This window comes from Methanobacterium petrolearium, assembly GCF_017873625.1.
Classification (GTDB): Archaea; Methanobacteriota; Methanobacteria; order Methanobacteriales; family Methanobacteriaceae; genus Methanobacterium; species Methanobacterium petrolearium.
Window position 1 is genome coordinate 19,330 of record NZ_JAGGKL010000006.1, and the last position, 25,359, is coordinate 44,688.

General features: G+C 36.6%; 22 protein-coding genes and 1 pseudogene. 1 reads left to right on the forward strand and 22 read right to left on the reverse strand.

From position 1 onward, the window contains the following. Window positions 1-160: 160 nt before the first annotated feature. A pseudogene (locus J2743_RS06605) lies at window positions 161-486 on the forward strand (CbiX/SirB N-terminal domain-containing protein). 173 nt (window positions 487-659) lie between these two features. On the opposite strand, the gene J2743_RS06610 reads toward J2743_RS06605, so the two are convergent. From J2743_RS06610 to J2743_RS06715, 22 genes are all read right to left on the reverse strand, one after another. Continuing rightward, window positions 660-2,384 carry an ABC transporter ATP-binding protein gene (locus J2743_RS06610; protein ID WP_209625791.1) on the reverse strand — a complete coding sequence of 575 codons (1,725 nt, stop codon included), beginning with the start codon at window positions 2,382-2,384 and terminating at the stop codon, window positions 660-662. Continuing rightward, a complete protein-coding gene (locus tag J2743_RS06615; RefSeq protein ID WP_209625792.1) occupies window positions 2,385-4,118 on the reverse strand; it encodes an ABC transporter ATP-binding protein in 1,734 nt (577 codons plus the stop codon). 1 nt (window position 4,119) lies between these two features. Beyond that, window positions 4,120-5,754: an ABC transporter ATP-binding protein gene (locus tag J2743_RS06620; protein ID WP_209625793.1), complete on the reverse strand. Its 1,635-nt coding sequence runs from the start codon at window positions 5,752-5,754 to the stop codon at window positions 4,120-4,122. 2 nt (window positions 5,755-5,756) lie between these two features. Beyond that, on the reverse strand, window positions 5,757-6,536 hold the full coding sequence (locus J2743_RS06625; RefSeq protein WP_209625794.1) for an energy-coupling factor transporter transmembrane component T family protein: 780 nt from the start codon (window positions 6,534-6,536) through the stop codon (window positions 5,757-5,759). 77 nt (window positions 6,537-6,613) lie between these two features. Next, window positions 6,614-7,141 carry a hypothetical protein gene (locus J2743_RS06630; RefSeq protein ID WP_209625795.1) on the reverse strand — a complete coding sequence of 176 codons (528 nt, stop codon included), beginning with the start codon at window positions 7,139-7,141 and terminating at the stop codon, window positions 6,614-6,616. Window positions 7,142-7,159: 18 nt separating this feature from the next. Further along, window positions 7,160-7,687, reverse strand: coding sequence for a hypothetical protein (locus J2743_RS06635; protein WP_209625796.1), 528 nt, complete (start codon window positions 7,685-7,687; stop codon window positions 7,160-7,162). Window positions 7,688-7,845: 158 nt separating this feature from the next. After that, entirely contained in the window at window positions 7,846-8,367 is a 522-nt protein-coding gene (locus J2743_RS06640; protein WP_209625797.1) for a hypothetical protein, read from the reverse strand. Window positions 8,368-8,388: 21 nt separating this feature from the next. Continuing rightward, window positions 8,389-9,813 carry a B12-binding domain-containing radical SAM protein gene (locus J2743_RS06645; protein WP_209625798.1) on the reverse strand — a complete coding sequence of 475 codons (1,425 nt, stop codon included), beginning with the start codon at window positions 9,811-9,813 and terminating at the stop codon, window positions 8,389-8,391. A 163-nt stretch (window positions 9,814-9,976) separates the two neighbouring features. Continuing rightward, the gene (locus J2743_RS06650; protein WP_209625799.1) at window positions 9,977-10,828 is read right to left on the reverse strand and encodes a UbiA prenyltransferase family protein; all 852 of its coding nucleotides are present in this window, start codon (window positions 10,826-10,828) and stop codon (window positions 9,977-9,979) included. Between the two features lie 74 nt (window positions 10,829-10,902). After that, window positions 10,903-12,624, reverse strand: coding sequence for a prenyltransferase/squalene oxidase repeat-containing protein (locus J2743_RS06655; protein WP_209625800.1), 1,722 nt, complete (start codon window positions 12,622-12,624; stop codon window positions 10,903-10,905). A gap of 92 nt (window positions 12,625-12,716) precedes the next feature. Continuing rightward, complete coding sequence (locus J2743_RS06660) at window positions 12,717-14,480, reverse strand: ABC transporter ATP-binding protein (protein ID WP_209625801.1); 1,764 nt, start codon at window positions 14,478-14,480, stop codon at window positions 12,717-12,719. Next, window positions 14,473-16,218 carry an ABC transporter ATP-binding protein gene (locus J2743_RS06665; RefSeq protein WP_209625802.1) on the reverse strand — a complete coding sequence of 582 codons (1,746 nt, stop codon included), beginning with the start codon at window positions 16,216-16,218 and terminating at the stop codon, window positions 14,473-14,475. Before J2743_RS06665 ends, J2743_RS06660 begins: the two co-directional genes overlap by 8 nt. A gap of 24 nt (window positions 16,219-16,242) precedes the next feature. Continuing rightward, window positions 16,243-17,088: a UbiA family prenyltransferase gene (locus tag J2743_RS06670; protein ID WP_209625803.1), complete on the reverse strand. Its 846-nt coding sequence runs from the start codon at window positions 17,086-17,088 to the stop codon at window positions 16,243-16,245. Between the two features lie 8 nt (window positions 17,089-17,096). Beyond that, the gene (locus J2743_RS06675; protein ID WP_209625804.1) at window positions 17,097-18,050 is read right to left on the reverse strand and encodes a radical SAM/SPASM domain-containing protein; all 954 of its coding nucleotides are present in this window, start codon (window positions 18,048-18,050) and stop codon (window positions 17,097-17,099) included. Beyond that, window positions 18,016-19,038: a radical SAM/SPASM domain-containing protein gene (locus tag J2743_RS06680; protein WP_209625805.1), complete on the reverse strand. Its 1,023-nt coding sequence runs from the start codon at window positions 19,036-19,038 to the stop codon at window positions 18,016-18,018. The genes J2743_RS06675 and J2743_RS06680 overlap by 35 nt, the downstream gene beginning before the upstream one ends. A 373-nt stretch (window positions 19,039-19,411) precedes the next feature. Further along, on the reverse strand, window positions 19,412-19,957 hold the full coding sequence (locus tag J2743_RS06685) for a PadR family transcriptional regulator (protein ID WP_209625806.1): 546 nt from the start codon (window positions 19,955-19,957) through the stop codon (window positions 19,412-19,414). A gap of 53 nt (window positions 19,958-20,010) precedes the next feature. Then, window positions 20,011-20,490: a metal-dependent transcriptional regulator gene (locus J2743_RS06690; protein ID WP_209625807.1), complete on the reverse strand. Its 480-nt coding sequence runs from the start codon at window positions 20,488-20,490 to the stop codon at window positions 20,011-20,013. 77 nt (window positions 20,491-20,567) lie between these two features. Further along, window positions 20,568-21,791, reverse strand: coding sequence for a cation diffusion facilitator family transporter (locus tag J2743_RS06695; protein WP_342451639.1), 1,224 nt, complete (start codon window positions 21,789-21,791; stop codon window positions 20,568-20,570). Beyond that, the gene (locus J2743_RS06700) at window positions 21,778-22,395 is read right to left on the reverse strand and encodes a class I SAM-dependent methyltransferase (protein ID WP_209625808.1); all 618 of its coding nucleotides are present in this window, start codon (window positions 22,393-22,395) and stop codon (window positions 21,778-21,780) included. The genes J2743_RS06695 and J2743_RS06700 overlap by 14 nt, the downstream gene beginning before the upstream one ends. A 76-nt stretch (window positions 22,396-22,471) precedes the next feature. Further along, a complete protein-coding gene (locus J2743_RS06705) occupies window positions 22,472-23,239 on the reverse strand; it encodes an ATP-binding protein (protein WP_209625809.1) in 768 nt (255 codons plus the stop codon). Window positions 23,240-23,484: 245 nt separating this feature from the next. Beyond that, window positions 23,485-24,486: a radical SAM protein gene (locus tag J2743_RS06710; RefSeq protein WP_209625810.1), complete on the reverse strand. Its 1,002-nt coding sequence runs from the start codon at window positions 24,484-24,486 to the stop codon at window positions 23,485-23,487. A 37-nt stretch (window positions 24,487-24,523) separates the two neighbouring features. Then, window positions 24,524-25,327: a nicotianamine synthase family protein gene (locus J2743_RS06715; RefSeq protein ID WP_209625811.1), complete on the reverse strand. Its 804-nt coding sequence runs from the start codon at window positions 25,325-25,327 to the stop codon at window positions 24,524-24,526. Window positions 25,328-25,359 lie beyond the last annotated feature (32 nt).

Consider the following 25,359-nt stretch of genomic DNA (forward strand, 5'->3'; position numbering starts at 1 on the left):
TGGTTTTAATACAGGGATTCTTATAAAATTTAAAAAAAATATGTGGAGGAATGATATTATGGAAACAGATTCACAATCAAAGGAAAATATTGGCATATTACTGATAGGACATGGAAGCAGTTTATCTGAAGGGAATAGTGTGATATGTAAACTGGTTGAAATGTATAAAAAAACATCAGATTACCCTGTTGAAGTAGGGTTTATGAATGTTGAGAAACCTACATACCCACTGCACTCAATACCTTGGCAAAAAAGGGCATTACAAAAATTATTGCTATGCCTATTTTTTTAGCTCATGGTCTTCACACCAAACAAGATATTCCCTACATGCTTGGCTTAGGTGAAGGACGCAAAGATGCAGGTTACTACCATGAGAAACAAGAGCAAATAGAATTTGATGGTGAAATTGTCTATCTTGATCCCATTGGAGTTGATGCAAGGATTGTAGAGATAATTGAAAAAAAGGTAGAAGACGCCCTTAAATGAGAGAACCTGCTAGAATTAATTTAGTAAAGATCAATCCATATGAAAATAAGAATTTTAAGTTTGAGACGGTTACCATCAAATCAACAATTTGACAATGAATTGTTCATCCCACCAAAAAATCATGAATTCTTCTTTCATAGTTATAACATAAATTTTATAACATGAATTTATAATTACAATCGCCATGCCCTGGCGGCAGTTTGTGCCTCCCAGAAATTATAGTAGACTCCTTTTTCCTCCATGAGTTTTCCGTGATTCCCTTCTTCAACAATCCCCCCATTTTCCAGTACCACTATCTTATCCACAGATTTAATGGTGGAAAGGCGATGGGCAATGACTATGACTGTTTTTTCTTTTATTAACTCGTTTATTGCTTCCTGTATCAGTTTTTCATTTTGTGGATCGAGATAGACAGTTGCCTCATCCATAATAAGAATGGGAGCCTCCTTTAGTATGGCCCGGGCAATGGAAATCCTCTGTTTCTGCCCTTCACTTAATTTGGATCCACCCTCACCAATAATAGTATCATATCCTTCAGGCAGATTTCCTATAAATTCATGGCATCTGGCAGCTTTTGCCGCCACCATAACCTCTTCATCCGTTGCATCCTTTTTACCTATTCTTATGTTCTCTTTAACAGTGTTATCAAATAATATAACATCCTGGAAAACTATGGAGATAAAAGAAAGCAGTTTTTCTACCGGGATATCCCTCACATCCTGGCCACCCATCTTTATCTTTCCAGAATCAACATCCCAAAATCTGGCTATCAAGTTGGTAATGGTGGTTTTACCAGCACCAGAAGGACCTATTAAAGCTGTAACACTTTCATCCTCTATTTTAAAACTTATATTTTCAAGTAAAGGCTCATCAGCATAGCTGAAGTTGACATTTTCAAATTCAATGTCAAACTTATCAATTTCAATCATTTGTTGAGGCTCTGGAAGGCTTTTTTCATTTAAAACACTGAATATATGGTGTATAGCATGGCCAATGGAGTGTTTAACATGCAGATATCCGTAGAGATAATGAGCCAAGGACTCTGAAAATGCGGGGGTGGCAATTATGAAAAATATCAGGACTTCCAGACTTAAGGTGCCAGTGAAATAGAAATATAACCCAAAAGGAAGGATAACAAAGATAAATAAACTGGAAAATACCAGGAGGATTATACTGGGGATGATGGTTGCTGATGTGCTCTGAATATTTTTGTCTTTGAAGTCTTCAACTGCTTCCTGGAATCTTTGAAATCTAACGATATCCTGGTTGAAAATTTTTATTACAGGGATGCCTTGTATAAACTCCACAATCCTGGAATTTACCTCAAATAGGGATTTTTCCCTTTCTTTTTTAACTCTCCCAGCTACTTTATCTGAATATCTGAAAGCCAACCATATTAAAGGTGTGATTGAAAGGGCAGCCAATGCCAATCTCCAATCCAAAATAAAAAACAGTACTAAGACTATTATAGTAGATATCTGAGAGCTGAGAAGATAGGGGGCCATATAGGTTACGAAATACTCAACTCGGGATACATATTCTCCTATGGTGGTGTTTAGTTCTCCTGTGGCAGTTTTGGTGAAAAAACCTAGTGAAAGTTTAGTTAACTTGTCACCTAATCTCATTCGCACATCATAGGAAATGGTTAATCCCAGCTCCATGGAACGCAGGAAAAGATGATAATCAATGATGTTAAGTATCACATAGCTGATGGCTATTAATCCAGCCAGTCCTAAAATTTTGACAATATCTAGTGATGGTTCTAGAAATTCCAGTATAACAAAATAAAGAAATACTAAAGGTATGGTTTTAATCATTCCATAAATTGACATTAAAATTAAAATGGATTTTAACTGGGATTTTTTTTCACCTGCCAGGGTAAGCAATTCTTTATACATCTAATCACACCTTTTTATTTCCCAATCTAATATTGAAACATGCGTATCCCACATTTCCCTGAAAGAACCATTATAATCCATCAAATCCTCATAAGAGCCTCTTTCAACAATTTTACCTTCCTTCAGGACCAGTATTTGGTCGGCATTAGTGATGGTGTACAGTTTATGGGCTATGGCCAGGACTGTTTTATTTCTGGTTAGATTGCTGATGGCATCCTGGATAAGAGACTCATTTTCAGGGTCAATAAAGACTGTGGCTTCATCCAAAATAATAATAGGAGCATCTTTCAAGAGCGCCCGGGCAATGGAAATCCTCTGCTTTTCACCACCACTTAATCTTTCTCCTTTTTCACCTACGATAGTGGAATAACCATCAGGAAGCTTTTCTATAAACTCATGGCATCTGGCAGCCTTTGAAACCTTAACTATTTCATCCATAGAAGCTTCGGGGTTTCCTATTTTAATATTTTGGAGGATGGTGTCATTAAAAAGATAGGGATCCTGTAAAACAATAGATACATAAGATAAGAGATTTTTCAGGGTCAGATCTCTGATATCGCAACCGCCTATCATGATCCCCCCATAATTCACATCCCAGAATCTGGCGATCAATCTTGCTATGGTGGTTTTACCCGCCCCAGATGGCCCCACAAGTGCACATCTGGTGCCTTGCGGCACATAGAAATTTATGTCATTCAGTACAGGGTTTCTATCATCATAGGAAAAAAATACGTTTTTGAAAGTTATATCAAAATGTTCTGCTTCCTTTTTTCCTTTATCATCTATATTTTTTGTGGCAAATATTTTATTTATCCTATCCATGCATTCTTTTTCTTCCATCCCGTACCTTAAAAATTCATAAATCCGCATGAAAAGACCACCAAATATGGGGCCGACTATTAAGAATAGTAGAAAGGTTTCCATTGCCAACATCCCTCTACTATAAAGCAATAATCCTACAGGGATAATAAATGCAAGAGTAGAGGTTATCAGACCCTGGTAAATGGTAAAGGGGGCTGCTCTTTGTCGGGACCATTTGATGACACTGTCCCTCCAGAAAGCCATACTTCCTTCATACTTTTTAAAAGATTCTGCAGTGTGGTTGAAGGCTTTTATCACTTTTATTCCCTGAACATACTCCACTACTGTGGAGTTAACCTCTGACTGGGCTGAAAGATATGCATCTATCATCTCGCTCCACCCACTGCTTTTAAGGAGGATCACGGTTATTGCCAGGGCTACCGGTAACACAGAAGCCAGGGCCATTCTCCAGTCCATGATGAAAAGAAAGATTCCTAAAAACAAAGGAACGAAAATGGTGCTTATCATTTCTGGAAGATGATGGGCCAGGAAAAACTCCAACATTTCCACATTTTCATTCATAATCGTCTTAAGTTCCCCTGTATTCTTTTCATTGAAAAAACCAAGTGGTAGTTTTGATAATTTTTTCCCTAGTTCAATTCTCACGCTGTAGAGGATCTGGTAAGCTGCAACATGGGATATATTATAGGCATAGATAAGGACAACAGACATGACTACGTATACCACTGGAATCAAAGTCAAAATCCACCATATACGCGTTTCATCAGGATTAAAACTGAATATCTGTAAAAAAAGAAGATATATCAAGTAAAAGGGGATTATGGCAAGGGCACAGGAAATCACATGCAGCATGCAGGCAGAGGTAAGCTTTAATTTTCTCCTACCTGCCAGTTTAATCAGATCCTTAAACATTTTATTCACCAGTATCTATCTCTTTTAATCCAAGGAGAGGGGGTTTTATTCCTGTTTTAAGGGTTATCTCAGTTATGGGTGCAGGTTTCAATCCAGCTTCCTTGAGGAGATCCAGTTCAGCAAATACATTCCTGGTATCTCTATCCAGGAGTATAGAACCGTCTTTCATGACCACCAGTCTCTGGCAGTATTCTGCAGCCACCCGCATGTCATGAGTGATAAGGATGATGGTCACACCCTCCTGATTGAGCCTTTTCACCAGATTCATGAAGGAACTTACATGGTACCAGTCTTGACCTGTGGTGGGCTCATCTATAATCAAAATCTCTGGTTTTTTAACCAGGGCTGTGGCTGTGGCCACCCTTTGCCTTTCACCCCTACTCAAAGTCAGAGGATGTTCATTTCTGAATTGTTCCAAGCCCATTATACTGATAATTTCATCAACAACAGTTTCACTCCCTTCAAAACCATAAGCTAGCTCTGAATGAACTGAATCACAGAATAACTGGTGTTCAGGGTTCTGAAATAGAAATCCTGCTACATTAACCAGTTCTTTTCTCTGTTTTTCTGGATTAAAGCCCCTTACACTTACTGATCCCGGGCTGGGCTTCAATAATCCCATGAGGAGCAGGGCCAGGGTGGTTTTACCAGAACCATTAGCCCCCAGAAGGCCCACTATTTCTCCCTGATTTATGGATAAATTGATATCATGCAAAGCTTTTTTATCACCATAGTGGAAGGATAGATCCTTAATTTCCACCATTTTTTCAATTTGAAGCCCGTAGTTAAATATTTCCTGGGGAAATGCTTTGATGGGAAACTTCCTGAAAGTATCCAGGGCATCATCCACTGAAAGAGGAAGTGTCGGGACACCTAGTTTCAATCCTATTTCAACAGTTTGAGGAGGTCTCAGCCCAATATTCTCAAACAATCCGTTTTTGAATATTTTTTGAGGAGTATCATCGGCTATTATTCTGCCCTTATCCATGAGGATCAGCCGGTCCAGGTAAGTAGCCACATCATCCAAATGATGTTCAGCCATGATAATGGTCATGCCTGCCTGGTTCAACTGGTGAATCACATCTAGTACCATTTCTCTTCCCTGTGAATCAAGTTCTGAGGTGGGTTCATCCAATACCAGGACTTCCGGTTTAACAGAGATGGCTGAAGCAATGACTACCCTCTGTTTCTCCCCACCTGAAAGTTCAAAGGGGTATCTTTCCCTTAGATCATTTATCCCCACCGCATCTAATGAAAAATCAAGGCATTCTTTTATTTTTTCCACAGGATAGTTCAGATTCTCGGCAATAAATGCCACTTCATCTTCTACAGTGACACTGAAAAGTTGGACTTCTGGGTTCTGGAAGACCATTCCCACCTGGGTGGCCAGTTCTGGGATTTCGTGTTTGGCTGTGTCTAGGCCGCATACTTCTACTTTTCCCTCCATAACTCCATTTACAGCATGGGGGATGATTCCATTAAGATGGTATAGTAAAGTTGATTTTCCACAGCCAGATTTTCCAGCCAGACCTATGAATTCACCCTTTTCAACTTCCAGATTAATGTTTTTTAAGGCGTATTCCTCAGATCGAAGGTACTTGAATGATAAATTAGTTATCGAGATTGTCTTATCCATATTTACACCGTATTAATCACCACAATTCCTAAAACAGTTAGAGAGAATGCTGAAAATATCACATCATTCCTCCTAAATTTTATGGTTTTAAGGGAAGTTCTCATGCTGGAGTATCCAAATGCTTTAGTTTCTAAACTCAGGGCCATCTGTTTGGATGTTTTAAGGGAAGTGATGAGCAGTGTTTCCATTAGGAGAACCATGTCTTGGTAACTGGTTTTAATTTTCCGGAGTTTCTGGGCGTTTCTTATGGTATGGAAGTTCTGGAAGGTAAGGGGTATGAATCGTATGGACATGGTCACCATGAGGATCATCCATTCTGGAAATCTCATGTCTCTTAAAACCAGTATCATATCACTGGGATGGGTGGTGAATGGAATGATCAGGGGCGCCAGGACCACGGCTATCATACGCATGGAAAAAACCACTCCATACTTAAGGCCTTCTACAGTAACAGGAAGGGAACCTATCACCGGCACGTTGTAGGGTAGTATGTTGAATAGAACTGTTTTGGTGCCTGTGTAGTCTGGACGATCAGTATAAAACACGGCCTGGGTCAACATACCCATTACAACCAATAATAAAAGTACTAGGAAGACTGGTTTAAACTTCCGGATGGGAATATCTGCCATTACCCAGATTATTGCAGAAATAATGATCAGGAAGGCTAACATGATGTAAGATGAAGTTAAAAGAGCCGCTGCCATTATACAAAGGGCAAAAAGTATTTTAGAGCGAGGATCAAGCCTGTGTAATGGGGAATTGGAGTTAATATATTCAATCATAGAAGCACCAAATAAAGGCAAATATGCAGACAGACAGTTCACTCGTTTTAACTTGTTTTTTTGGACTTCAAAATAGGTTATACAGATTCTAAAACGTTTTTAGCCTTCTCCCCGAGTTTATAACCTAAATATCCTCCAATTGCAAATGTAATTATGTGAGGAACTATTAAAGCAGCTATAGTCCATAAAGGAAGGTATAATCCATAAATTAGTACCATGATAGCCACGTAAACCACACGAGAGACAAAGCCGTAGAGTGTGGATCCAATTACATCCAGTTTAAGGTTCATAGCATATTCAGGTGTGGATCTTAAAACTAATTCTAATACAACAGCCCCTGCAAGAGTGTTTAGTGCGGTTAAGGTCCCTCCATACATATGGGCAGATGAAAAGTCGATGAGTGTGTAGACAAGTCCCAGAGCCAGTATGGTGTACCTTTTTCCAATCACCACTGCAGCAGCAATGAGTACCATCCCAAATAATATTCCGTGGAATAATGTACCCACAACAGTCCCGGCCAGCCATATCATCCCTACTAAGAACATCAAAGCCAAAAAAGCCGCCATCATCACAATGTCACGTTTAGTGAAATCAAACATAACCATCCTATCACCCAAACACCTTCAGACTGATTCCAATGTACCTTTAACTTTAATTCCAATTTTATTCCCTAAAAATCCTCCAATAGCGAAAGTTACCATGTTTATAACTATATAAGCTACAATGATGTATCCTGGTAAGGTCATCCCATAGATGAATATCAATATCAACATGGAAGCCAGCCTATTGGAAAAAGCATATAGGGTTGCACCAATTATATTCATTTTATTACTGGCTGCATATGGTTCTGAGAGCTGCAAAATTGCCTCCAGGACTATGGCACCAGCCAGATAACTTAATGCCATGAGAGTGCCACCATACATGGGGGCGAAAAATAGTTCAATTATGGTTTTTACAATTCCCAGAGTTAAGATAGTATATTTCTTCCCTACAACTATTGCTGCGATTATAAGGACTGCGCCGAAGAGTATTCCATAAACAAAATTACCAACAACTGTCCCAAGAACCCATACTACCTCTGTCACCATCAGCAGCGCTAGAAATGCAGCCATAAGCGTGACATCTCGTGTGGTGAATGGAAATTTAGCCATTTTTTTACAACATCCTCTAAAATTTTGTTATTAATAATTTTAAAGTATTAAAATCTTATCAACAATTAGTATAAAATTATTCAATATAATATTTTCTATTTAATTTTTATTATTAATTTTACTCCTATTTGCTTCAAAAAGGTAATAAAAAAACAACATTACATAGATTCTGAAACGTTTTTTAATCTTTTTCCTAATTTATAACCTAATAAACCACCTATCGGAAATGTGACGGCAAAGGAAGCAATTGCGCCCATAGTTAACCAGGTTGGTAAAACCAAATTATACACAAAGATTATTATGAGTACATAAAATGATCTGGATACAAGACCATAGGCTAAAGTCCCTATCACTGCGATATTCCTGTTTTCACAATATGGTCTTGAAAGTTGCAACATTCCTTCAAGAACCATAGCACCTGCCAAATAAGCAAATGCTGCCAAAGTTCCCCCGTACATCTGAGCAAAAGCTAAATTAATAATTGTGTTGATGATTCCAATAATGAGAATTGTACCCTTTTTGCCAATTACCCTAGCAGCGGTGATTAAAATCATCCCATACACTACCCCATAAATAATGACAGCAACAAAGGGGTTTAGCCATACCATATCCACCATCAAAAGCATAGCTATAAAAACGGCTATTCGGGTAATATCATAAGTGGTAAAGTTCATTTTCATTAAATTTCTTCCCATTAAAGATTAATCTTCGCTAATCGGCTTTAATGACACAAATTTTTTTCGCATAGTTTCTTTTGCTACCTTTATCATCGCTTTGAATAAACGAAAATTTTTCGTTGCTGTGGATTGGATAATCTGGTCTACCCAGTATTTAGGTCTTAAATAGAAACTCCTATGTGCAGTTTTACAGTAAGCTTCGATCTCTTCTTTAGTGAATTCACTCAAGCCCCTATGTGAATCACTAAGCACCATATACTCATTCGGCTCGATTTTACCGTCTGCAACTGCCTTATCCCATAATCGAGACCCGGCAGCATATTCTAATGTGAAAAAGGCCACTACATCCAAAGGTAACGATTTTGAAAACTGGACTGTATTTTCAAAATGCTGTTTTGTTTCGGATGGTGCACCTAATATAAAACTACCAACTGTAAAAAAACCCATTTCCCTACTTAATTTCACCGCTCTACGAATATCATCTAATTGTGTTCCTTTATTATAAAAATCAAGGATATCTTGATTGCCAGATTCTATTCCAAAATATATTCCTTTAACACCGGAATCCCTCATCTTTTTATACATACTCCTTTCTGCTGAATCACACCTACCCTGAAGTAAGAGTTCTATCTTCAAATCTTCTCTTTTTAACATATCCATTATTTTATGAACTCTTTTCTGATTTCCCAAAAAATTATCATCTAATATCATGATAGAGTCGTAACCTTCCTCAATAACCTCCTTAATCTCCTTTATCACATTTTCAACAGACCTCTCCCTATATTGACTCATTCCTATAAAATTTCGCGCGCAGAATCTACAGTTATGCTGACATCCTCGACTTGTGATTATCGCCGTGAAATTTCCCTTTGCAAACTTGGATCCAAGGACGTAACCATACTCGTAATCTTTCACATGATATCGAGCTGGAAATGGGATCAGATCAAGATTTTTTATAATTCTGGGAGGTTTTCCATCCTTAATTTTCCCTTCTTTAAAATAGTGAATAGCAGGAATTTCACAAAATTCTTTTTTTCCATTTATAGCATCTAAAATATCCAGAATAACTTCTTCACCTTCTCCTTCAACACTTACTTTTGCATTTAGGTCCAAAAGCGATTGTTTAGGATAAAGAGAACAATGTGGCCCTCCAACAATCAAAGGAATATCTTTATCAAATTTTTGTACCATTTTAGACAATTTTATAGAATTTTCAAGTGCAGAAGTAAGGACAGTCAAACTTACCGCATCAGAAGAAAGAATTTCTCTTTTTAATTTGTTTTCATTCAATGGCTCAGCACAAAAATCTATGACCTGTACATCATGCCCATTTTGTTCAAGTATTTTTGAAAGATATAAGATGCCTAAAGGAGGAGCATACGGACTATGAGGAACAATTTGTTCGCCAATTGTCCATTCACCGGGAGGATGTATAAAAAGAATCTTCATAATTGATCTTATTTTTCAAGAAACTTCCATTATGACAAGCACTTTTTTCGAATATGTTAGGATACAGGGTCTATTTCTTATATTTTTGTAACTCAAATCTCACTCAGAGAATTTGCAAAAAAACAACCCCCTATCTAACCAACTGAAATTGAGACTCTAAAGTTTAAACACCTCCTGTTACTCCTATAATCAAAGACATACAAAGTAATAGTTGACCCATATATCGTAAAAAGACAATCGAGGAGTCTGTGCGGAATCTTTCAGGATCTGCTAAAAGTGCCAGTGATAACAATATCAATGACATAACAGCAATGAAAGCTGTGGGTAAATATGAAAGATGGAGTCCCCATAACCATAACGACATCGTGCCAAAGGCTGCAAATACTGTCAAAAGAAATGCAATTACCGAAGCTGCTTTCAAGCCGATCTGCATGGGCAATGTTCGTACTCCCATTTTTTTGTCAACTTCTATGTCAGGAAATCTCCCGATAATATTGTCACTCGTATATATGAGAATTCCTATTATCGTCACAACTATTGCCAATGTTGAGATGTTATTACCAATAGTAGAACCGACCAATATGCAAAAACCAACAGCTATTCCAAAACATAAATTCCTAAGGATGCCCTCACGCTTTATGTAACTTAAATAGGGATAAATTGTTTTAAATATTATCACTACTAAACTTACTGCTAAGCAGTAAATACTGACGAGAGAAGAAAGATATAAACAGAGAATGTAAAAAGCTGATCCATAAATCAAACTTTCTTGTGTAGATATTATGCCTGAAGCGATTGGTCTATGGGGGTGTGCTAATTTGTCGGACTCTATATCAAAATAGTCATTGAAAACCAATCCTCCAGCCCAGGCTAAACTAGGTATTATTGCCCCTAAAATCAATGATGTAAGATCAGGATTATTAACTGATAAGTATACTCCACAAGTACCTAAAGCAGCAGGAACCACTAATAATGGGAGACGTATGAGTTCTATTAATTTAATTAACTTCTCCATTTTTAACCTCTGTTTATAACTAAATAAAATAAACATCTAATCATAGTTTTCAATTCACTATCTAGTTCACCTTCCTAAACCTCTTTTAATTGTTTTTTGAACTTAGATAATGCTAAAAGTGGAAATACGGCAGAATATAATTTATATTTACAGAAACTAACCGAAACAGCTGAATATGAACTTGGAAATCCTCCATCTTCCCTTTGAATCTTGCCTAAAAAAGAGATTCCCTTTTTTATGGTTTCAGTTATTTCAGGATCAGATGGAACATTAACATCTATCAATGAAGATAATGCCCAACTAGTTTGTTCCACTGTACTAGGCCCAAGTACTGGTGTTTCAGAATAATAACTACTATGATGTTCTCCCCAACCACCATCAGAGTTTTGGGTTTCATTTAACCAGTCAATAGCTTTCAAAACATAATCTGATTGAGGATCAACTCCCACACTTTTTAATCCCTGTAAAACACAACTAGTTCCGTATGTGTAGCAAAGGCCCCACCTACCCCACCATGAACCATAGTCTGTCTGATTATCTTTTAACCATTTTATTGCTTTTTTAACAGATTTTGATGATTCATTACCAGTTTCACCTAAAACTTGAAGAACATGTCCCGTGATGTCAGTGGAACCGGCATCTACCCACATTTCATCTCCCATTTTATATTTAACATGACATTGATTTTTGCAATATAATGACCAGCTTCCATCATCATTCTGCATTTGACTAAGAAACTCAATACCCTTGGTAATCACACTTTTTACATTATTATTGCCCGAAGAAATCTTATTTAAGGCTAAAATTGCATAGGCCGTATCATCATTGTCAGGATGGCAAGAGTAACTAAATGGCCATCCACCATGATCCATCTGAGTTTTTTTCAAAAATTCGACAGCATTTTCTATTACCTGATCTGTTGGTGAAATTCCTGCCTCGAGTAATGATATTACAGCCAGAGAAGTCTCCCATACCGGTAGTTGTACTGTGTTTAGATCACCTTCAACTCCAATCAGACTATCAAGGAAGTTTAACCCCTTACTTATCTGGGAACCATCTATACCGTAACCCAACTCATAAAGAGCATAAATTGAAGCAAGTGTAAATTCTGAAATGCCAAACCAAGACCCATTTTCCAACTGATCTTTCAATAGTTTACGTTCCATCCGTTTGATCAAATTTTTACGAATGAAACCAAATTTTTGAGATTTCAAGAGGAATATGAGTTGGAGAGGAGTTATCGCGCTGCTTACCCAAGGCAGAGGATAAAAATATACACTCCATGAAAATAATCTGGGGAACTTCATCTGCAGTTTGCCTAATATCTTGCCGAATTTTTCCGGCATATTGAACAACATAAAAGAAGCCAGGATCAGCGAAGAATTTTGATGGAAAATATCATCCCAATCACCATCATTTATTGATAAAAACATCTCTCCATATGGCGAGAGTTGTTTTTCACCAGTATAAGTTTCAATCCATTTTTTTGCTGCATCCAAATTGTTATTATCTATATTTCTATCCACAGCTGCCAGAGCCATCAAAGTATCTTGAAAATTCAAAGAAAAATAATTTGTCTCATCTAAACCCCAACTACCATCATGATTTTGATTTTTAATTATCCACTCATTTAGTTTATCCTTTTTTTTGTCAATTCCTAGATGATTTAATAGTATCACATATGCCGCAGTAGACCACAGATTATCAAAATCAGTTTCATCATAGATTGAGCCATCAGGACGCTGTTTATTGATCAAATAACTTATCGACTTATTGATCATCTTTTCTAAACTCATCAAATAACACCTTTCATCGATTTATTTTACAGAGATTCTAATTTGGTTGGATACCAAATCATTACAGATTTGATATGAACTATGAAAACCATTCATGAAACCCTCCATCCTAGGGCGGTGTTGTGTGCTTTCCACATTCTCTTATAGAGTCCTTCTTTTCTTATCAGATCTTCGTGGGTCCCATGTTCCACAATCTTCCCGTTTTCTATTACAATGATCTGATCTACATGGGTGATGGTGGAAAGGCGGTGTGCAATCACTAAAACGGTTTTACCTCTGGTTAAACGATTAATAGCTTCCTGGATGATGTTCTCGTTTTCAGGATCAACAAAAGCAGTAGCTTCATCAAGAATAATGATGGGTGCATCCTTTAAAATAGCCCTGGCAATGGAAATTCTCTGTTTCTCCCCACCACTCAATCTAGCTCCCTTCTCACCAATCACTGTATTATATCCTTCAGGCAACTGATTTATAAACTCATGACACCTTGCTGCTTTAGTGGCTGCGACAACTTCTTCATCAGTAGCATCTTTACGTCCCAGCCGGATATTTTCCATAACAGTATCGTTAAATAAAATGACTTCCTGAAAGACCATGGATATATAGGAGAGTAACGTATCAAGTTTTATCTCCTGAATGTTTTTTCCTCCAATTCTTACCTCACCAAAATCCACATCCCAAAAACGTGCAATCAGACTAGTTATTGTAGTTTTACCACCTCCAGACGGCCCAACAAACGCCATTACACTTTTTTCAGGGACCCTGAAGTTTATATTATGGAGAACTGATTCTGTATCATAACTGAAAGACACTCCTCTAAACTCAATATCAAAATTTTTTATTCCTACATCTTCTACTGGCTCATAAAGAGGTTTTTCCTCCATTAATTCCGTGATTTTTTTTATAGCTTGGCCTTCAGGACTTTTAGAGTGTAAATACCCAAATAAAGATTGTGCAAGCGAATCAGAAAAAGCTGGAGCAGTTATTATGATAAATATCAGAGTACTTAAAGGCAAAGTGCCCTCAAAGTAGAAATATGACCCAACAGGTAAAATAATAGCTATACTAAGACTAGTGAATGTAAGGAGAATTATGCTGGGAACAGTTATAGATACAACCGCCCGGACATTTTTATCTCTGAAATCATTCATTGTATCCTCAAATTTGCGAAATCTGTGTGCTACTTGGTTAAATATTTTGATAACTGGCATTCCTTCAATAAACTCCACAATTACAGAATTAGTCTTACGGAGAGATTCTTCTCTTTTTTTGGTTACCCTCACAGCAACCCTATCTGCGTAGGTAAAGGCTATTATAGCCAAAGGAATCGCAAATCCAGCGGCAAAAGCCATTCTCCAATCTAAAAAGAGAAAAAAGATCATCATTGTGAAAGCAGATGCTATGGCTGAGAGGATATACGGTGCTGAAATGGAGATGAACATCTCAATCCTTGATACATATTCACTTAATATTGTGTTGAGTTCACCAGTAGACTTGGCAGTGAAAAACCCCAGGGACAACTTTCTTAATTTATCACCCAGATCCATTCTAATATCGTAACATATTTTATGGCCAGATTTCATGGCGAAAAGACCTAAATAATGATCCCAGACGTTGATTAGAATGAAAACTATGGCAAGGCAAGCTGTCAATATTAGGATACTATTTATACTCATATTAGATATGCTGCCCAAAGCTTTACCTATATCAATGCCGGGACTAAGAATCTCGAGAATGATTAGGTAAAGAATCAAATAAGGAATAATCTTGATTATACCCCTTAAAGTCATCAAAGAGAAGATTAACTTCAATCTTTTTTCATTATCCTTTGCCAGGAAGAATGCTTCCCTAAACATGTTCCATCCTTCTGATTCCCCATCCTAGGGCTGTGTTGTGTGCTTTCCACATTCTCTTATAGAGTCCTTCTTTTTTCATCAGTTCTTCATGGGTTCCTTGTTCCGTAATCTTCCCGTTTTCTATTACAATGGTTTGATCTACATGGGTGATGGTGGAAAGGCGGTGCGCAATCACTAAGACGGTTTTACTTCTGGTTAAATGGTTAATGGCTTCCTGGATGATGTTTTCGTTTTCAGGATCAACAAAAGCAGTAGCCTCATCAAGAATAATAATAGGTGCGTCTTTTAATATTGCGCGGGCAATGGATATGCGTTGTTTTTCTCCACCGCTCAATCTAGCTCCTTTTTCACCAATCACTGTATTATATCCTTCAGGCAACTGATCCACAAACTCATCGCATCTAGCAGCGGTTGCAGCAGCCTTTAATTCATCTTTCGTTGCATTTGGATTTCCCATTTTAATATTTTCCAGGATAGTATCATTGAACAAAAAGACCTCCTGAAAAACAAGGGAAATATAGGATAAAAGCTTCTCCGATGGCAAATCTTTAACATTCCACTCCCCTATTTTAATTTCACCTTCATTTACATCCCAGAATCGAGGAATTAATCTAGCAATAGTGGTTTTACCGGATCCTGAAGGTCCCACCAGCGCACATGTTGTGCCCTTCTGTACTTGAAAACTGATTTTATCCAAAACAGTTTCTTCATCCGCTTGATAAGAAAAACTCACATCTTTAAAATTAATGTCAAAATTAGAAGGAATGTTGTCTTTTTCACCTTCACTGATAACCGGTGCGTAGCGTAATTCATTCACTCTATTCATACACTCTGTTTCTTCAAGCCAGTATCGCAGGAACTGATATATGCGTGTGAAAAATGCACCGAACAATGGACCTATGAATAAGAAAAGTAAAAACATTTCCAGGGAGATTGCATTCTCCTGGTAAAGCCATAAACCAACTGGAACTATTACCACTAAAGTGGATGTGATAAGGGCATAAAATATAGTAAACGAAATGGCTGTGTCTGTAGACCAACTAATCATCTTATCACGCCACTTTACCATATTTTCCTGATATTTATGAAAAGATCTAGCTGTCTGATTAAATGCCTTGATTAACTTGATTCCCTGTGTATATTCCACTATGGTACTGTTAACCTGCGACTGTGCAGTCAAAAAACTCTCCACCATATCTGGCCATTTACGACTGCTAATACCTATAACCCCCACAGCCACAAGAACAGGAGAAATAGAAGCCAATGCCATCCTCCAGTCCAATATAAATAAAAGAACTCCTAAAAAAATAGTGATAAAAACCGTAGATACTATTTCTGGAAGATGATGTGCTAGGAAGAACTCCAAGCGTTCCACATTTTCATTCATGATAGTTTCCAGTTCTCCTGTATTCCTATCATTGAAGTACCCCAAAGGTAATTGGACCATCCTTTCTCCAAGTTCAATTCTAACATCAAAAAGAATTTCATAGGCAGCTCTGTGAGATAAATCATAGGCATAAATAAGAAGAATTGATGTAATAACATAAATGAACGGTAGAATAAGAACTATTTGCCACATGTGTTCCTGATTAAGGGTCGAGCTGAAGAACTCAAGGAGGAGCCAGTATATCAAGAGAAAGGGTATTATAGATAGAATAGAACTCAACATTAAAATAAGACATGATGCAATTAATTTTGTCTTACGTTTACCTGCAAGTTGGATTAGATTCTTAAACATTTTCATCACTTATATTTTTGATTGCTAAAATGTAATTAAAGACATATAAACCAAAATTTCCCCCATAAAGAATGAATAAACTATCCAAAAGCCACTTAAGCTACAAAATTTCTCGGGATTCCTTAAAACAATTGTAGATGATCCTATTAAAGATATAATGGCAATAACTGCTAAGGGAAGGTAAGAGACTGGCAAACCCAATTTCCAGAGAAACATAATTATTATGCTTGCAGATGAAATCAAGCCAAAGACTATGATTGTAGATAATTTAGGGTTTAGTTGAATAGGCAGAGTATTAAAACCCATTTTTGCATCAGCTTCCCAATCTGCAAATGTTCCTATAATATTATCACTGGTGTGTATAAGCGTAGATATTGCCATAACTGCTAAAACAAGGTAAGAGAAATTTTCATTTACAGCGGCCCCTATAAGAACACATGATGCTACTGAGAAACCAAAAAAAAGATTTCCATAAATTCCTTTTCGCTTCAAGTCATTAGAATATAATGTAGCAAAAATCATCGCTAGGATGGTTGCCCCAAAACAATAAATATTCACATAAAAAGCTATTGAAAGACTAATTATATAAAATAAAGCCCCATATATGAAAGCTAGCTTTTTAGATATAATTCCAGATGGAATAGGCCACTCTGGATGATGTATGCTGTCAAATTCTGCATCAAAATAATCGTTAAATACTTGCCCTCCTGACCATCCAAAAATTGTAATCAAAGTTGTAAATAGAACTCCAGAAAAATCATTACTTGCCGAAGTAATCATAAAACCACATACTCCCGCTGCAGCAGGAATGGCAAATAATTGGGGACGGGGTAAAATTAACAACTCTCTCAACTTATGCCAAAACCCCATCAATTTGATCACCTATTTTTATATGCTAATGTACAGGAAGGATCACTTCCAAAAATATTTCCTGTCCCATATGCTCGACTTCGGCATCCCCCACATTTCTCCTTAAATTCACAAACATTACATCCACCAAACCTTTTATTCCGAATATAGTCCGCCAATTTACTATTCCATATATCATTAAAGTCGTCTTCTAGAATGTTACCCAAAATAACTGGTAAATTACTACAGGCTAACATATCACCATTTGGTAAAAGACTAAAAAGATCTTTACAAGCTTCACAACCAGATGCACTCGATTTCCATCGGACCCACTGAGGATAAAAAATTATAACATCAACATCCGGTTTTTCATCCTTCAGATAACCATTAATAGTGTTTAAAATAAAATCTGTTTCATATGCCGTTAATTCCAATGAATGTAATTCTTTAGCCCTTCCAACAGGATTAAGTCCTTCAAATGTAATAGATTTTAAACCCATGTTTTCCGCCATTTCAATAAGCTTTATAGAGTCTTTAAAATTTTTTTTGGTTACACATACGCCCATATCAACATCTATTTCTTCTTTAACACAAAGTTTCAAGGCTTCATTTGCGAGGTCAAATGAACCATCCCTATACTGATTGTGAACTTCAGGGTATGGTGAATCTAAGCTAATGCCTAAACCTTGAATCCCAATTTGTTTTAGTTTTTCCACTAATTTTTGATTTATTAAAGTTCCATTAGTTAGTATAGATGTTGGCATCCTTTCTACACTCTTTTTCAGTATTTTGAATATATCTCCTCTTAAAAAAGGTTCTCCACCCCCTATTATTAATTTATCAATTTTTATGCATTCTAAATGTTCTATTATGTCTAAAAGTGGACCAATTGGTTCTATATCATGATTTTTTCCATTTGCATCCATATAACAGTATTTACAACTTATATTACATGATTCGGTGGCCATCATTACGCAATTCATCTATTAACCTCCAACAGTGTGGGTCTTTACCCAAATAAGATCCATGTGCATAGGCAGATCCTCTACATCCTCCACAAACATATTTGAAACGACAGGATACACATCCTTCAAAAAGATCCCTATTGCGCAGATTATTGAAAACTTCGGATTCATTCCATATATCTTCCATAGAATCTTTCTTTAGATTTCCTGCATTAATAGGTAAACGGGGACAAGGAGTTACAGTTAGATCGGGATTAACAGAAATAGCAGCCACACCCGCAGTACACCCCCCACACAAATAATTTTTATTTAAATGTTCGGTGATCTCTTTCTCTCTGAAAACAAGCCATAAAGGATCATTTGACCCAACTAATAAACCATCAATGTTTTGATACTCAGACATTACTCTAAAAACCGCAACAACATCTTCAATTGAAGGTTCTAATATTTTTGATTCTGGCATATTCTCCATTAAGGTCATCCGTTCAATAATACAACGATTAACACCATTATCTATAGCAAATTCCAAATAATTAGATACATCACTTACATTATCTTTCACTAGAGTCATCCGCATAGAAGTATAAATATCATAATCTACAAGAGTTTCAATCGCGTTCAAAGCCATATCAAACGTTCCATCTCCTCTTAAGGGATCATTTATTCCAGAAGAAGAACCATCAAGACTTATAGTGACTTTTACATCCATGGATTTCAGTTTATCAGCCCATTTTTTGTTAATCAAAGAGCCATTTGAGGTTATATGAATATCAAAGGCCAATTCATGAGCATATTTCATTATCTCCTGAAAATTCGGATAAATAAAAGATTCTCCTCCAGTAAAAATCACATGTTTTGAGCCTAAATTTTTCGCCTGATTTAAAACATCTTTAGCATCTTCCAACTTCATATTTTCATTTTCATACGAATCAGCATAACAATATACACAATTCAAATTACAGTTACCAGTGATATGAAGTACTAAAAGAAATGGAGTATATGACATATACTATCCCTCTTTATACTGTTGATGTTAAATTGTCAATTCCTCTTTAAAATCCTCATTTGAAAAAAATAAAAAAATAAAATAAAATTTTATGGAAATCTAGTGGTTGTGGAAGCAACCTATTTCTTTAAACTCTTCATAGTCCATATAAATCCCCTCCTACTTTTATAAAAATAGTTATGATTTAACTACTATAAATACTTTTTTATAAAAAAGTATTAAAAAATATGCCAATTAAAATTAAAGTAATAATTAAATTAAATAAACTAATAATTTTATGTATAAATTATAACAAAGAAAAAAATCGTGTGCTTCCCATTAAACACACATTAACAAATTTTCCATTCCCTTAAATAAAAAAAGTACAAATCTTTTATTCAATCTTCTTCAAGTTCGAAATGCATTCTTCTAAGATCCTGACAGTTTCTTCCTCTTTTTGTGGAGGAATTTTCCCCACTGTTTCCTGTATTTTAAAAGTTAGATCTTGGAGGACTGTTTTTTCTTCACCAAACATTTCCATGAACAGTTCTCTGAACTTGGAAAATTTCTGTTCAGACTCTTTATTCACCTTTCTGAGGGTAAACAACAATTTTTTTCCCTGAGGTGTGACGTCATAAATGATTTTGGACCGTTTCCCAATGGATGAGACCTCTATCAACCCTTCTTCATCTAATTGCTTCAAAAGAGGATATAATGTCCCTTTGCTGGGAGTCCAACCACCACCAGTTCTTTCAGATATTAACTTTAACAGATCGTAACCTGATCTGGGTTTTTCATTCAGGGAGTGAAGAACAAACAGGGTTAATAAACGGACCTCTTTTCCCTCAATTGATACGAATTTCCATATTCCCGTCATATTATTGTTTATATAAATCGACTTATGATATAATATTATGCTGTTTAAACTGTCAGTTCGCATACTAACTCATGCTTTAAAAAACAGAAATCTATTTTTTCTTGTTTTATCCTGATTCAATTTGAGTATGAATGTTTACATTTGATTTTATCAGGTAGTTTATTATGCTTTTGGTAATAATTGAAGGATTTTGTAAAGTGACCATTATCTCTATGCATTCCAACGAACTTTGTGAACTTTTCAAGTTTATTTACTGTAGAATTACTTAAAACATGTTCCATTGCACATGCTTCTTTCTCAGCAGTCACATTATCCACATCTAAAATGTTTAAAAAGTTTTTTAATGTAACATGCTTGTATATGATGTCTTTTGCAATCTTTATTCCCTTTTCACTTAACTTTATTTTCCCATATTTTTCATGATAAGCCAGGTTCTTTTTTGAAAGCTTGTTTACGGCCTCAACAACACTGGGATGTTTAACATTAAGTTCTTCAGCAATATCAATTCCCCTAATAACTCCTTTATCTGTTTGCAGATTGTACATGACCTCAATGTAATCTTCCATATTCTTACTAAGCTTCTGAAAATCACCCATACTAACACCTTACTCTTTTTAACATGCATTAAAGACTTAAATTTGGATACGAGTAGTTATTCCATTTTAATAGCTTTTTATCCTCTTTTAGCTGCGTTTTTTATCACTTCATCCAGATTTACACCCTTAGGTGGTATAATATCTAGTAATCCGCTGGACAGGATATGCATATGATCTTCCACCACTTCAGGTCTTACCAAAATATCCACCTTTTCCCTTCTTAAAAACTTGGAAGTTAGCATTTTTCCTTTATCCTTGTGTTTAACCCAGGGGTTATCTATAATTGTGAAATCAATTTTTCCATCACCGGACACATTGGAAATGAGAAGGTATGGTGCTTGATCGAAATGTTTGGAAATTTGAGATTTCATTCCCTTTTTATTTTCTATTGGAACTGCAATTTTTAATGTTTCCTTCTTAAAAGGCTCTATCTGCACAGTTAAACTGTCCAAATTTTTGATTTCATTCTTAATAGCAGTTTCCACCTTGATAGAAATTTCATTGGCTTTTTTAACTGGAAACCCCCTTTGGATTTCAAGATGTAACTCTGCTAATATAAAAGGGCCAGACCTTCTAATTTTAACATCATGCACCCCTTTAACACCTTCAATACCTTCAGCAAGATCTCTGATTTTTGTGATCTTCTCAGGATCCATACTGGCATCTAAAAGAACCAGAACATCATCTTTTGCCAACTTTAGTCCTAAATATATGATTAAAAAAGCAATTAACATTCCTGAAATACCTTGTACTCTTAAAAATCCCAAATATGAGCAGAATATGCCTATGAAGACTATTATGGATGAAAATATATCAATGAAACTGTGTTTTCCATCATTTATGAGTGCCTGTGATCCGATTTTTTTCCCTATCTTTTCTTTATATTTTGCCAGTGCAAAAGAAACTACTACTGAAATAACCGCAACAAAAAGACTGATTAAGGGCATGTCGATTATAGTCGGATTTAAAAAAGCATCATAAGACTCTAAGACTATTTCATAACCAACTATGATAATCATAGCTGATACTATTAAAGATGCCAGGGTTTCCATCCTGTAATATCCATAAGGGAAGTTCTTATCAGGTTCGCGTCTGGAAAGTTTTAGTCCGATGTAAACAGCAAAGGATGCAGCTATGTCAGAAAATGAATGGATGGAATCTGCTATTAAAGCTATACTTCCCGATGAATATCCAACCACTCCCTTAATTATTGCCAGGAGGAGGTTTACCACACAGGAATATTTAGCTGCTGTTTCCCCCATCTTCAATTCAGTTTTAGTTCTTTCATTAATTTTTAACACCAAACTGGATCAGGTAGTTGAATCCCAGGTCAACCTGATTTATCTTCCAAAAACCGTGTTTTTCTACTAGATTTTCAAGTTCTTCGGGTGATATGCGCATATTTAGTGGCGGGCCTCGGGAAAGGTCCTCTTTTTTGCATTCAATGATCACCAGCCTCCCATCCGGTTTTAAAACGCGCCGAACTTCACGAAATAACATTGGCCCATATTTTGCAAGATCAACTGAATGGAGAACTGTGGAAATAAAACAGACATCAACACTCTTATCTTCAACTGGTAAAGGATGAGCAATGTCGGAGATTAAGGCCACAATATTTTTTAATCCTTCTTGATGGGCTTTTTCTTTTAAATTAGTGATCAGTTTATCCTGTATATCCAGGGCACATACTTGTCCTGAATTTCCAATGATTTTAGAAGCGTACAGAGAGTAATCTCCGGTACCGCAACCTATGTCTAGAAAATGATCTCCTTCTTGAAGGTTCAGCTCACCAAAAACCAGTTCTGGATCCTGTATCCAGAAACTGCTCGGTCCGCGAAGTTTATGTACACCCTCCTTTTCAGACTGGTGAAACTCATTTCTGCTTAAATGATCCCTTTTACTCATGATTCACCTCTTATTCACAGCATAAGGCTGCCCAAACTTTAATTGATAAAAAAAAATAACGAATTTAGGAATTTAATTAATTTTCTGAGATTTCCATTAGTAAATTGTTCATATTTTCTATTTCTGGACCGTCCGCTGTTATTTCATCCCCTTTGAGACCTGCCACAGAAAGAGATGCATTGGTAGGGATAGTTGCAATGATCATATCCGGATTACTGATGGATTCTCGCATGAATTGTTCATTAGTCTTATCAACTTTGTTTAAAATATAATATACTGGCTTTTCTATGCTTTTACTTAATTCTAATACTTTTTCACTGAGTTTCATGGATTCATATGAGGGATCTACCACCATGAGAATAGCATCCACATCTTGTTCAACAGCTCTTCCAAAATGCTCGATACCAGCTTCTGTATCAACCAAAACCAATTCATTGGAGTTTAACTTTAATTTACCAATGAATTCTTTGGCCAAGACACCCATGGTACATGCGCATCCTTCACCCACATCATGAATTTTTCCAATGGCAATGAGTTTGATTCCATTTTTCTCAGAATAATATTCAGAGGGGATGTCTGCAATCTGCCACTCCTTATCAAAAAAGGATACAGACTCGTAATCTGGTGCTGCTGCCATGATTTTCTCAAGTACAACAGTTTTTCCTCCAAAATAATTTATAAAATCTGGAGGAAGTTCCAATCCCAGTTGCCGGTGCAGGCCAAAATTGGATTCATCGGTATCAACTACCAATACAGAATTTCCAGTTTTAACAGAAGTTCTTGCAAGTAAAGCTGCAATGGTGCTTTTACCACTTCCTCCTTTTCCACATATCATCAGTTTCATAACATCATTACCTCCAGGTTGCACTGTTTACTCAGACATGAATCTTCACAATGTTCATATCCAGGTCATCATTAATCATAATACCCATATAAATATTTCGATTTCGAACCGTTCATTTATGATATATAATACCATGTAGTTCAATTCCCAATTAGGAATATCATCAGACCCTAACACAACATGTCATTGGTAAAAAAAGCAATATGAAGATTTAAAATAATTAATACATCACAATAATCTGTCATTTATTTTAGAGGCAAGTTAGTCCAGGGTTCCATTACAATGGCTGGACAGTACTGGTTTTCTGGACATGAACCGCAGTTGCGGGGGTGGTTGTAACATCCAGCATGATTAAGGATATTATATATATTTTTCAACCTGGTGTTAAAAGAAGATCCATAACTTAAAACTCCACCCGGACTGTAACCAGAGTAATCCACATTTTTAAGACCCAAATCATTACATTCTTCCACCAGATTTTGCATAAGATTTTTAGATGGACCGGGATGATAGTAAAGTAAAAAGTGGGGTCTAAATCCCACTAAACGGTACGGTAAACCAGGATCAATATCCCGGAGAAAACTAGCTATTTTAGGAACCTCTGAATCATTTATACCCGGGATGACAACCGTGCGAAATACTCTGATTTTTTCAGGGTTTTCACAGGCAATGAATTCGGCATTTTCCAGTACGGGTTCAACTGGAGCACCGGTCACTGCATGATGTAACTCTGGATCAAATGCTTTGATTTCAAAATTTATATACGAAGAAATATCTACCAGTCTTTTCATGGTCTGGGGAGTGCAGAATCCATTGGTGGCCAGTCCCACCTCCAATTCAGGGATCTGCTCTCGCATCTGGGCAGTCACTTCCTCCAAGTAGGGTGTATGGATAGATGGTTCTCCACCTGTGAAGCTGAGCTTTTCCACACCCATATTCTGGGCAAAATTAGTTTTAAATGCATCCAAAACTTCATGAACAAGAGAATCTGGTTGGACATAACCTCTATACATCCATCCAGAATCAGGGTACTGAGACAAGCGATAAGCATTACAATAAATACATCGAAAGGAACAACCTAATAATGTGACTGCAAAAGTCTTTAAAACCTGCGTAAGTCCTGTGTAAGCCACTTCTGGTAGACCAACGCGACATACTCCACTTTCACCCGCAAGACGGTTTACACCACATTTCCATGGGCAAAGCTGGCAATTTTTTAAGTCCTTTAAGTATCCATGATTATCCATGATTATGATTTGGACGTATAAATCCAGACAACTTGTCTTAAACAACTTTTCGAATTAAGACTGAGGTGTTGTTAACCTTACCTGTGGGGAGGATCATCACCTCTTTGTGAAAGCCACGGGTGGCCTTTTCAGTGACTGGAGAATATAAAATAGCCCTCATACCAGTATAGGTTCTGTAAAGGACTGGGGTGCGAGTATCCACTGTTTCCCAAACATTGGCAAACACCCTCTCTTTGGGTTCTGCCAGAGCCGCTACCATCACCACTGAATAATCTATATCATTCAGGGTTGTTTCATCCCCTACCCTAACTTCAATCTGGGAATCCATTCCCAGCTTCTTTAATACCTGGCGAGACAATTCAGCCACCTCAGGTTTTATCTCTATACTGACACAAGGAACCTGATAAAGCTTGTTAAGTAGAATTAAAGTCAAAGGAAGGGGTCCTCCTCCAACAAACACCAACTTTTGTTCAGGGGAAAATTTAACCAGTTTACTCTCATTTTCTATGAGACCAATGTAACGATGGTAGAAATGGAATGATTCCAGAGTAACCCAGGGATCAGAGGAGTTTAATATTTCTTGAGCATTTTCTGTCTCCAGACGGGCCCCTAAATAGACATAAAACTTTCTAATAACTTTAAGAGCCTCATTCATGGTTTTATCATCTAAAATGTGTTTGGCTGAATCAAAATCAATCACATTATCATGGGCTATTTCTTCCACTGAATCTAAGAGAGGTATAATCTTCTCTAAGGGTACTTCATCTGGATCGTCTTCATCAAAACTTTTGAAAGAATCGGCAATGGATTTTATTCTATCCCAGTACATATAACAACTCATATTAAATTCTCCATAAATTTAAATAATTATTT

Excerpts from the sequence above, each read along its gene's own strand:
- J2743_RS06610 (WP_209625791.1), bottom strand. The coding sequence starts at position 2,384 with ATGTATAAAGAATTGCTTACCCTGGCAGGTGAAAAAAAATCCCAGTTA.
- J2743_RS06615 (WP_209625792.1), bottom strand. The coding sequence starts at position 4,118 with ATGTTTAAGGATCTGATTAAACTGGCAGGTAGGAGAAAATTAAAGCTT.
- J2743_RS06620 (WP_209625793.1), bottom strand. The coding sequence starts at position 5,754 with ATGGATAAGACAATCTCGATAACTAATTTATCATTCAAGTACCTTCGA.
- J2743_RS06625 (WP_209625794.1), bottom strand. The coding sequence starts at position 6,536 with ATGATTGAATATATTAACTCCAATTCCCCATTACACAGGCTTGATCCT.
- J2743_RS06630 (WP_209625795.1), bottom strand. The coding sequence starts at position 7,141 with ATGGTTATGTTTGATTTCACTAAACGTGACATTGTGATGATGGCGGCT.
- J2743_RS06635 (WP_209625796.1), bottom strand. The coding sequence starts at position 7,687 with ATGGCTAAATTTCCATTCACCACACGAGATGTCACGCTTATGGCTGCA.
- J2743_RS06640 (WP_209625797.1), bottom strand. The coding sequence starts at position 8,367 with ATGAAAATGAACTTTACCACTTATGATATTACCCGAATAGCCGTTTTT.
- J2743_RS06645 (WP_209625798.1), bottom strand. The coding sequence starts at position 9,813 with ATGAAGATTCTTTTTATACATCCTCCCGGTGAATGGACAATTGGCGAA.
- J2743_RS06650 (WP_209625799.1), bottom strand. The coding sequence starts at position 10,828 with ATGGAGAAGTTAATTAAATTAATAGAACTCATACGTCTCCCATTATTA.
- J2743_RS06655 (WP_209625800.1), bottom strand. The coding sequence starts at position 12,624 with ATGAGTTTAGAAAAGATGATCAATAAGTCGATAAGTTATTTGATCAAT.
- J2743_RS06660 (WP_209625801.1), bottom strand. The coding sequence starts at position 14,480 with ATGTTTAGGGAAGCATTCTTCCTGGCAAAGGATAATGAAAAAAGATTG.
- J2743_RS06665 (WP_209625802.1), bottom strand. The coding sequence starts at position 16,218 with ATGTTTAAGAATCTAATCCAACTTGCAGGTAAACGTAAGACAAAATTA.
- J2743_RS06670 (WP_209625803.1), bottom strand. The coding sequence starts at position 17,088 with ATGGGGTTTTGGCATAAGTTGAGAGAGTTGTTAATTTTACCCCGTCCC.
- J2743_RS06675 (WP_209625804.1), bottom strand. The coding sequence starts at position 18,050 with ATGAATTGCGTAATGATGGCCACCGAATCATGTAATATAAGTTGTAAA.
- J2743_RS06680 (WP_209625805.1), bottom strand. The coding sequence starts at position 19,038 with ATGTCATATACTCCATTTCTTTTAGTACTTCATATCACTGGTAACTGT.
- J2743_RS06685 (WP_209625806.1), bottom strand. The coding sequence starts at position 19,957 with ATGCGAACTGACAGTTTAAACAGCATAATATTATATCATAAGTCGATT.
- J2743_RS06690 (WP_209625807.1), bottom strand. The coding sequence starts at position 20,490 with ATGGGTGATTTTCAGAAGCTTAGTAAGAATATGGAAGATTACATTGAG.
- J2743_RS06700 (WP_209625808.1), bottom strand. The coding sequence starts at position 22,395 with ATGAGTAAAAGGGATCATTTAAGCAGAAATGAGTTTCACCAGTCTGAA.
- J2743_RS06705 (WP_209625809.1), bottom strand. The coding sequence starts at position 23,239 with ATGAAACTGATGATATGTGGAAAAGGAGGAAGTGGTAAAAGCACCATT.
- J2743_RS06710 (WP_209625810.1), bottom strand. The coding sequence starts at position 24,486 with ATGGATAATCATGGATACTTAAAGGACTTAAAAAATTGCCAGCTTTGC.
- J2743_RS06715 (WP_209625811.1), bottom strand. The coding sequence starts at position 25,327 with ATGAGTTGTTATATGTACTGGGATAGAATAAAATCCATTGCCGATTCT.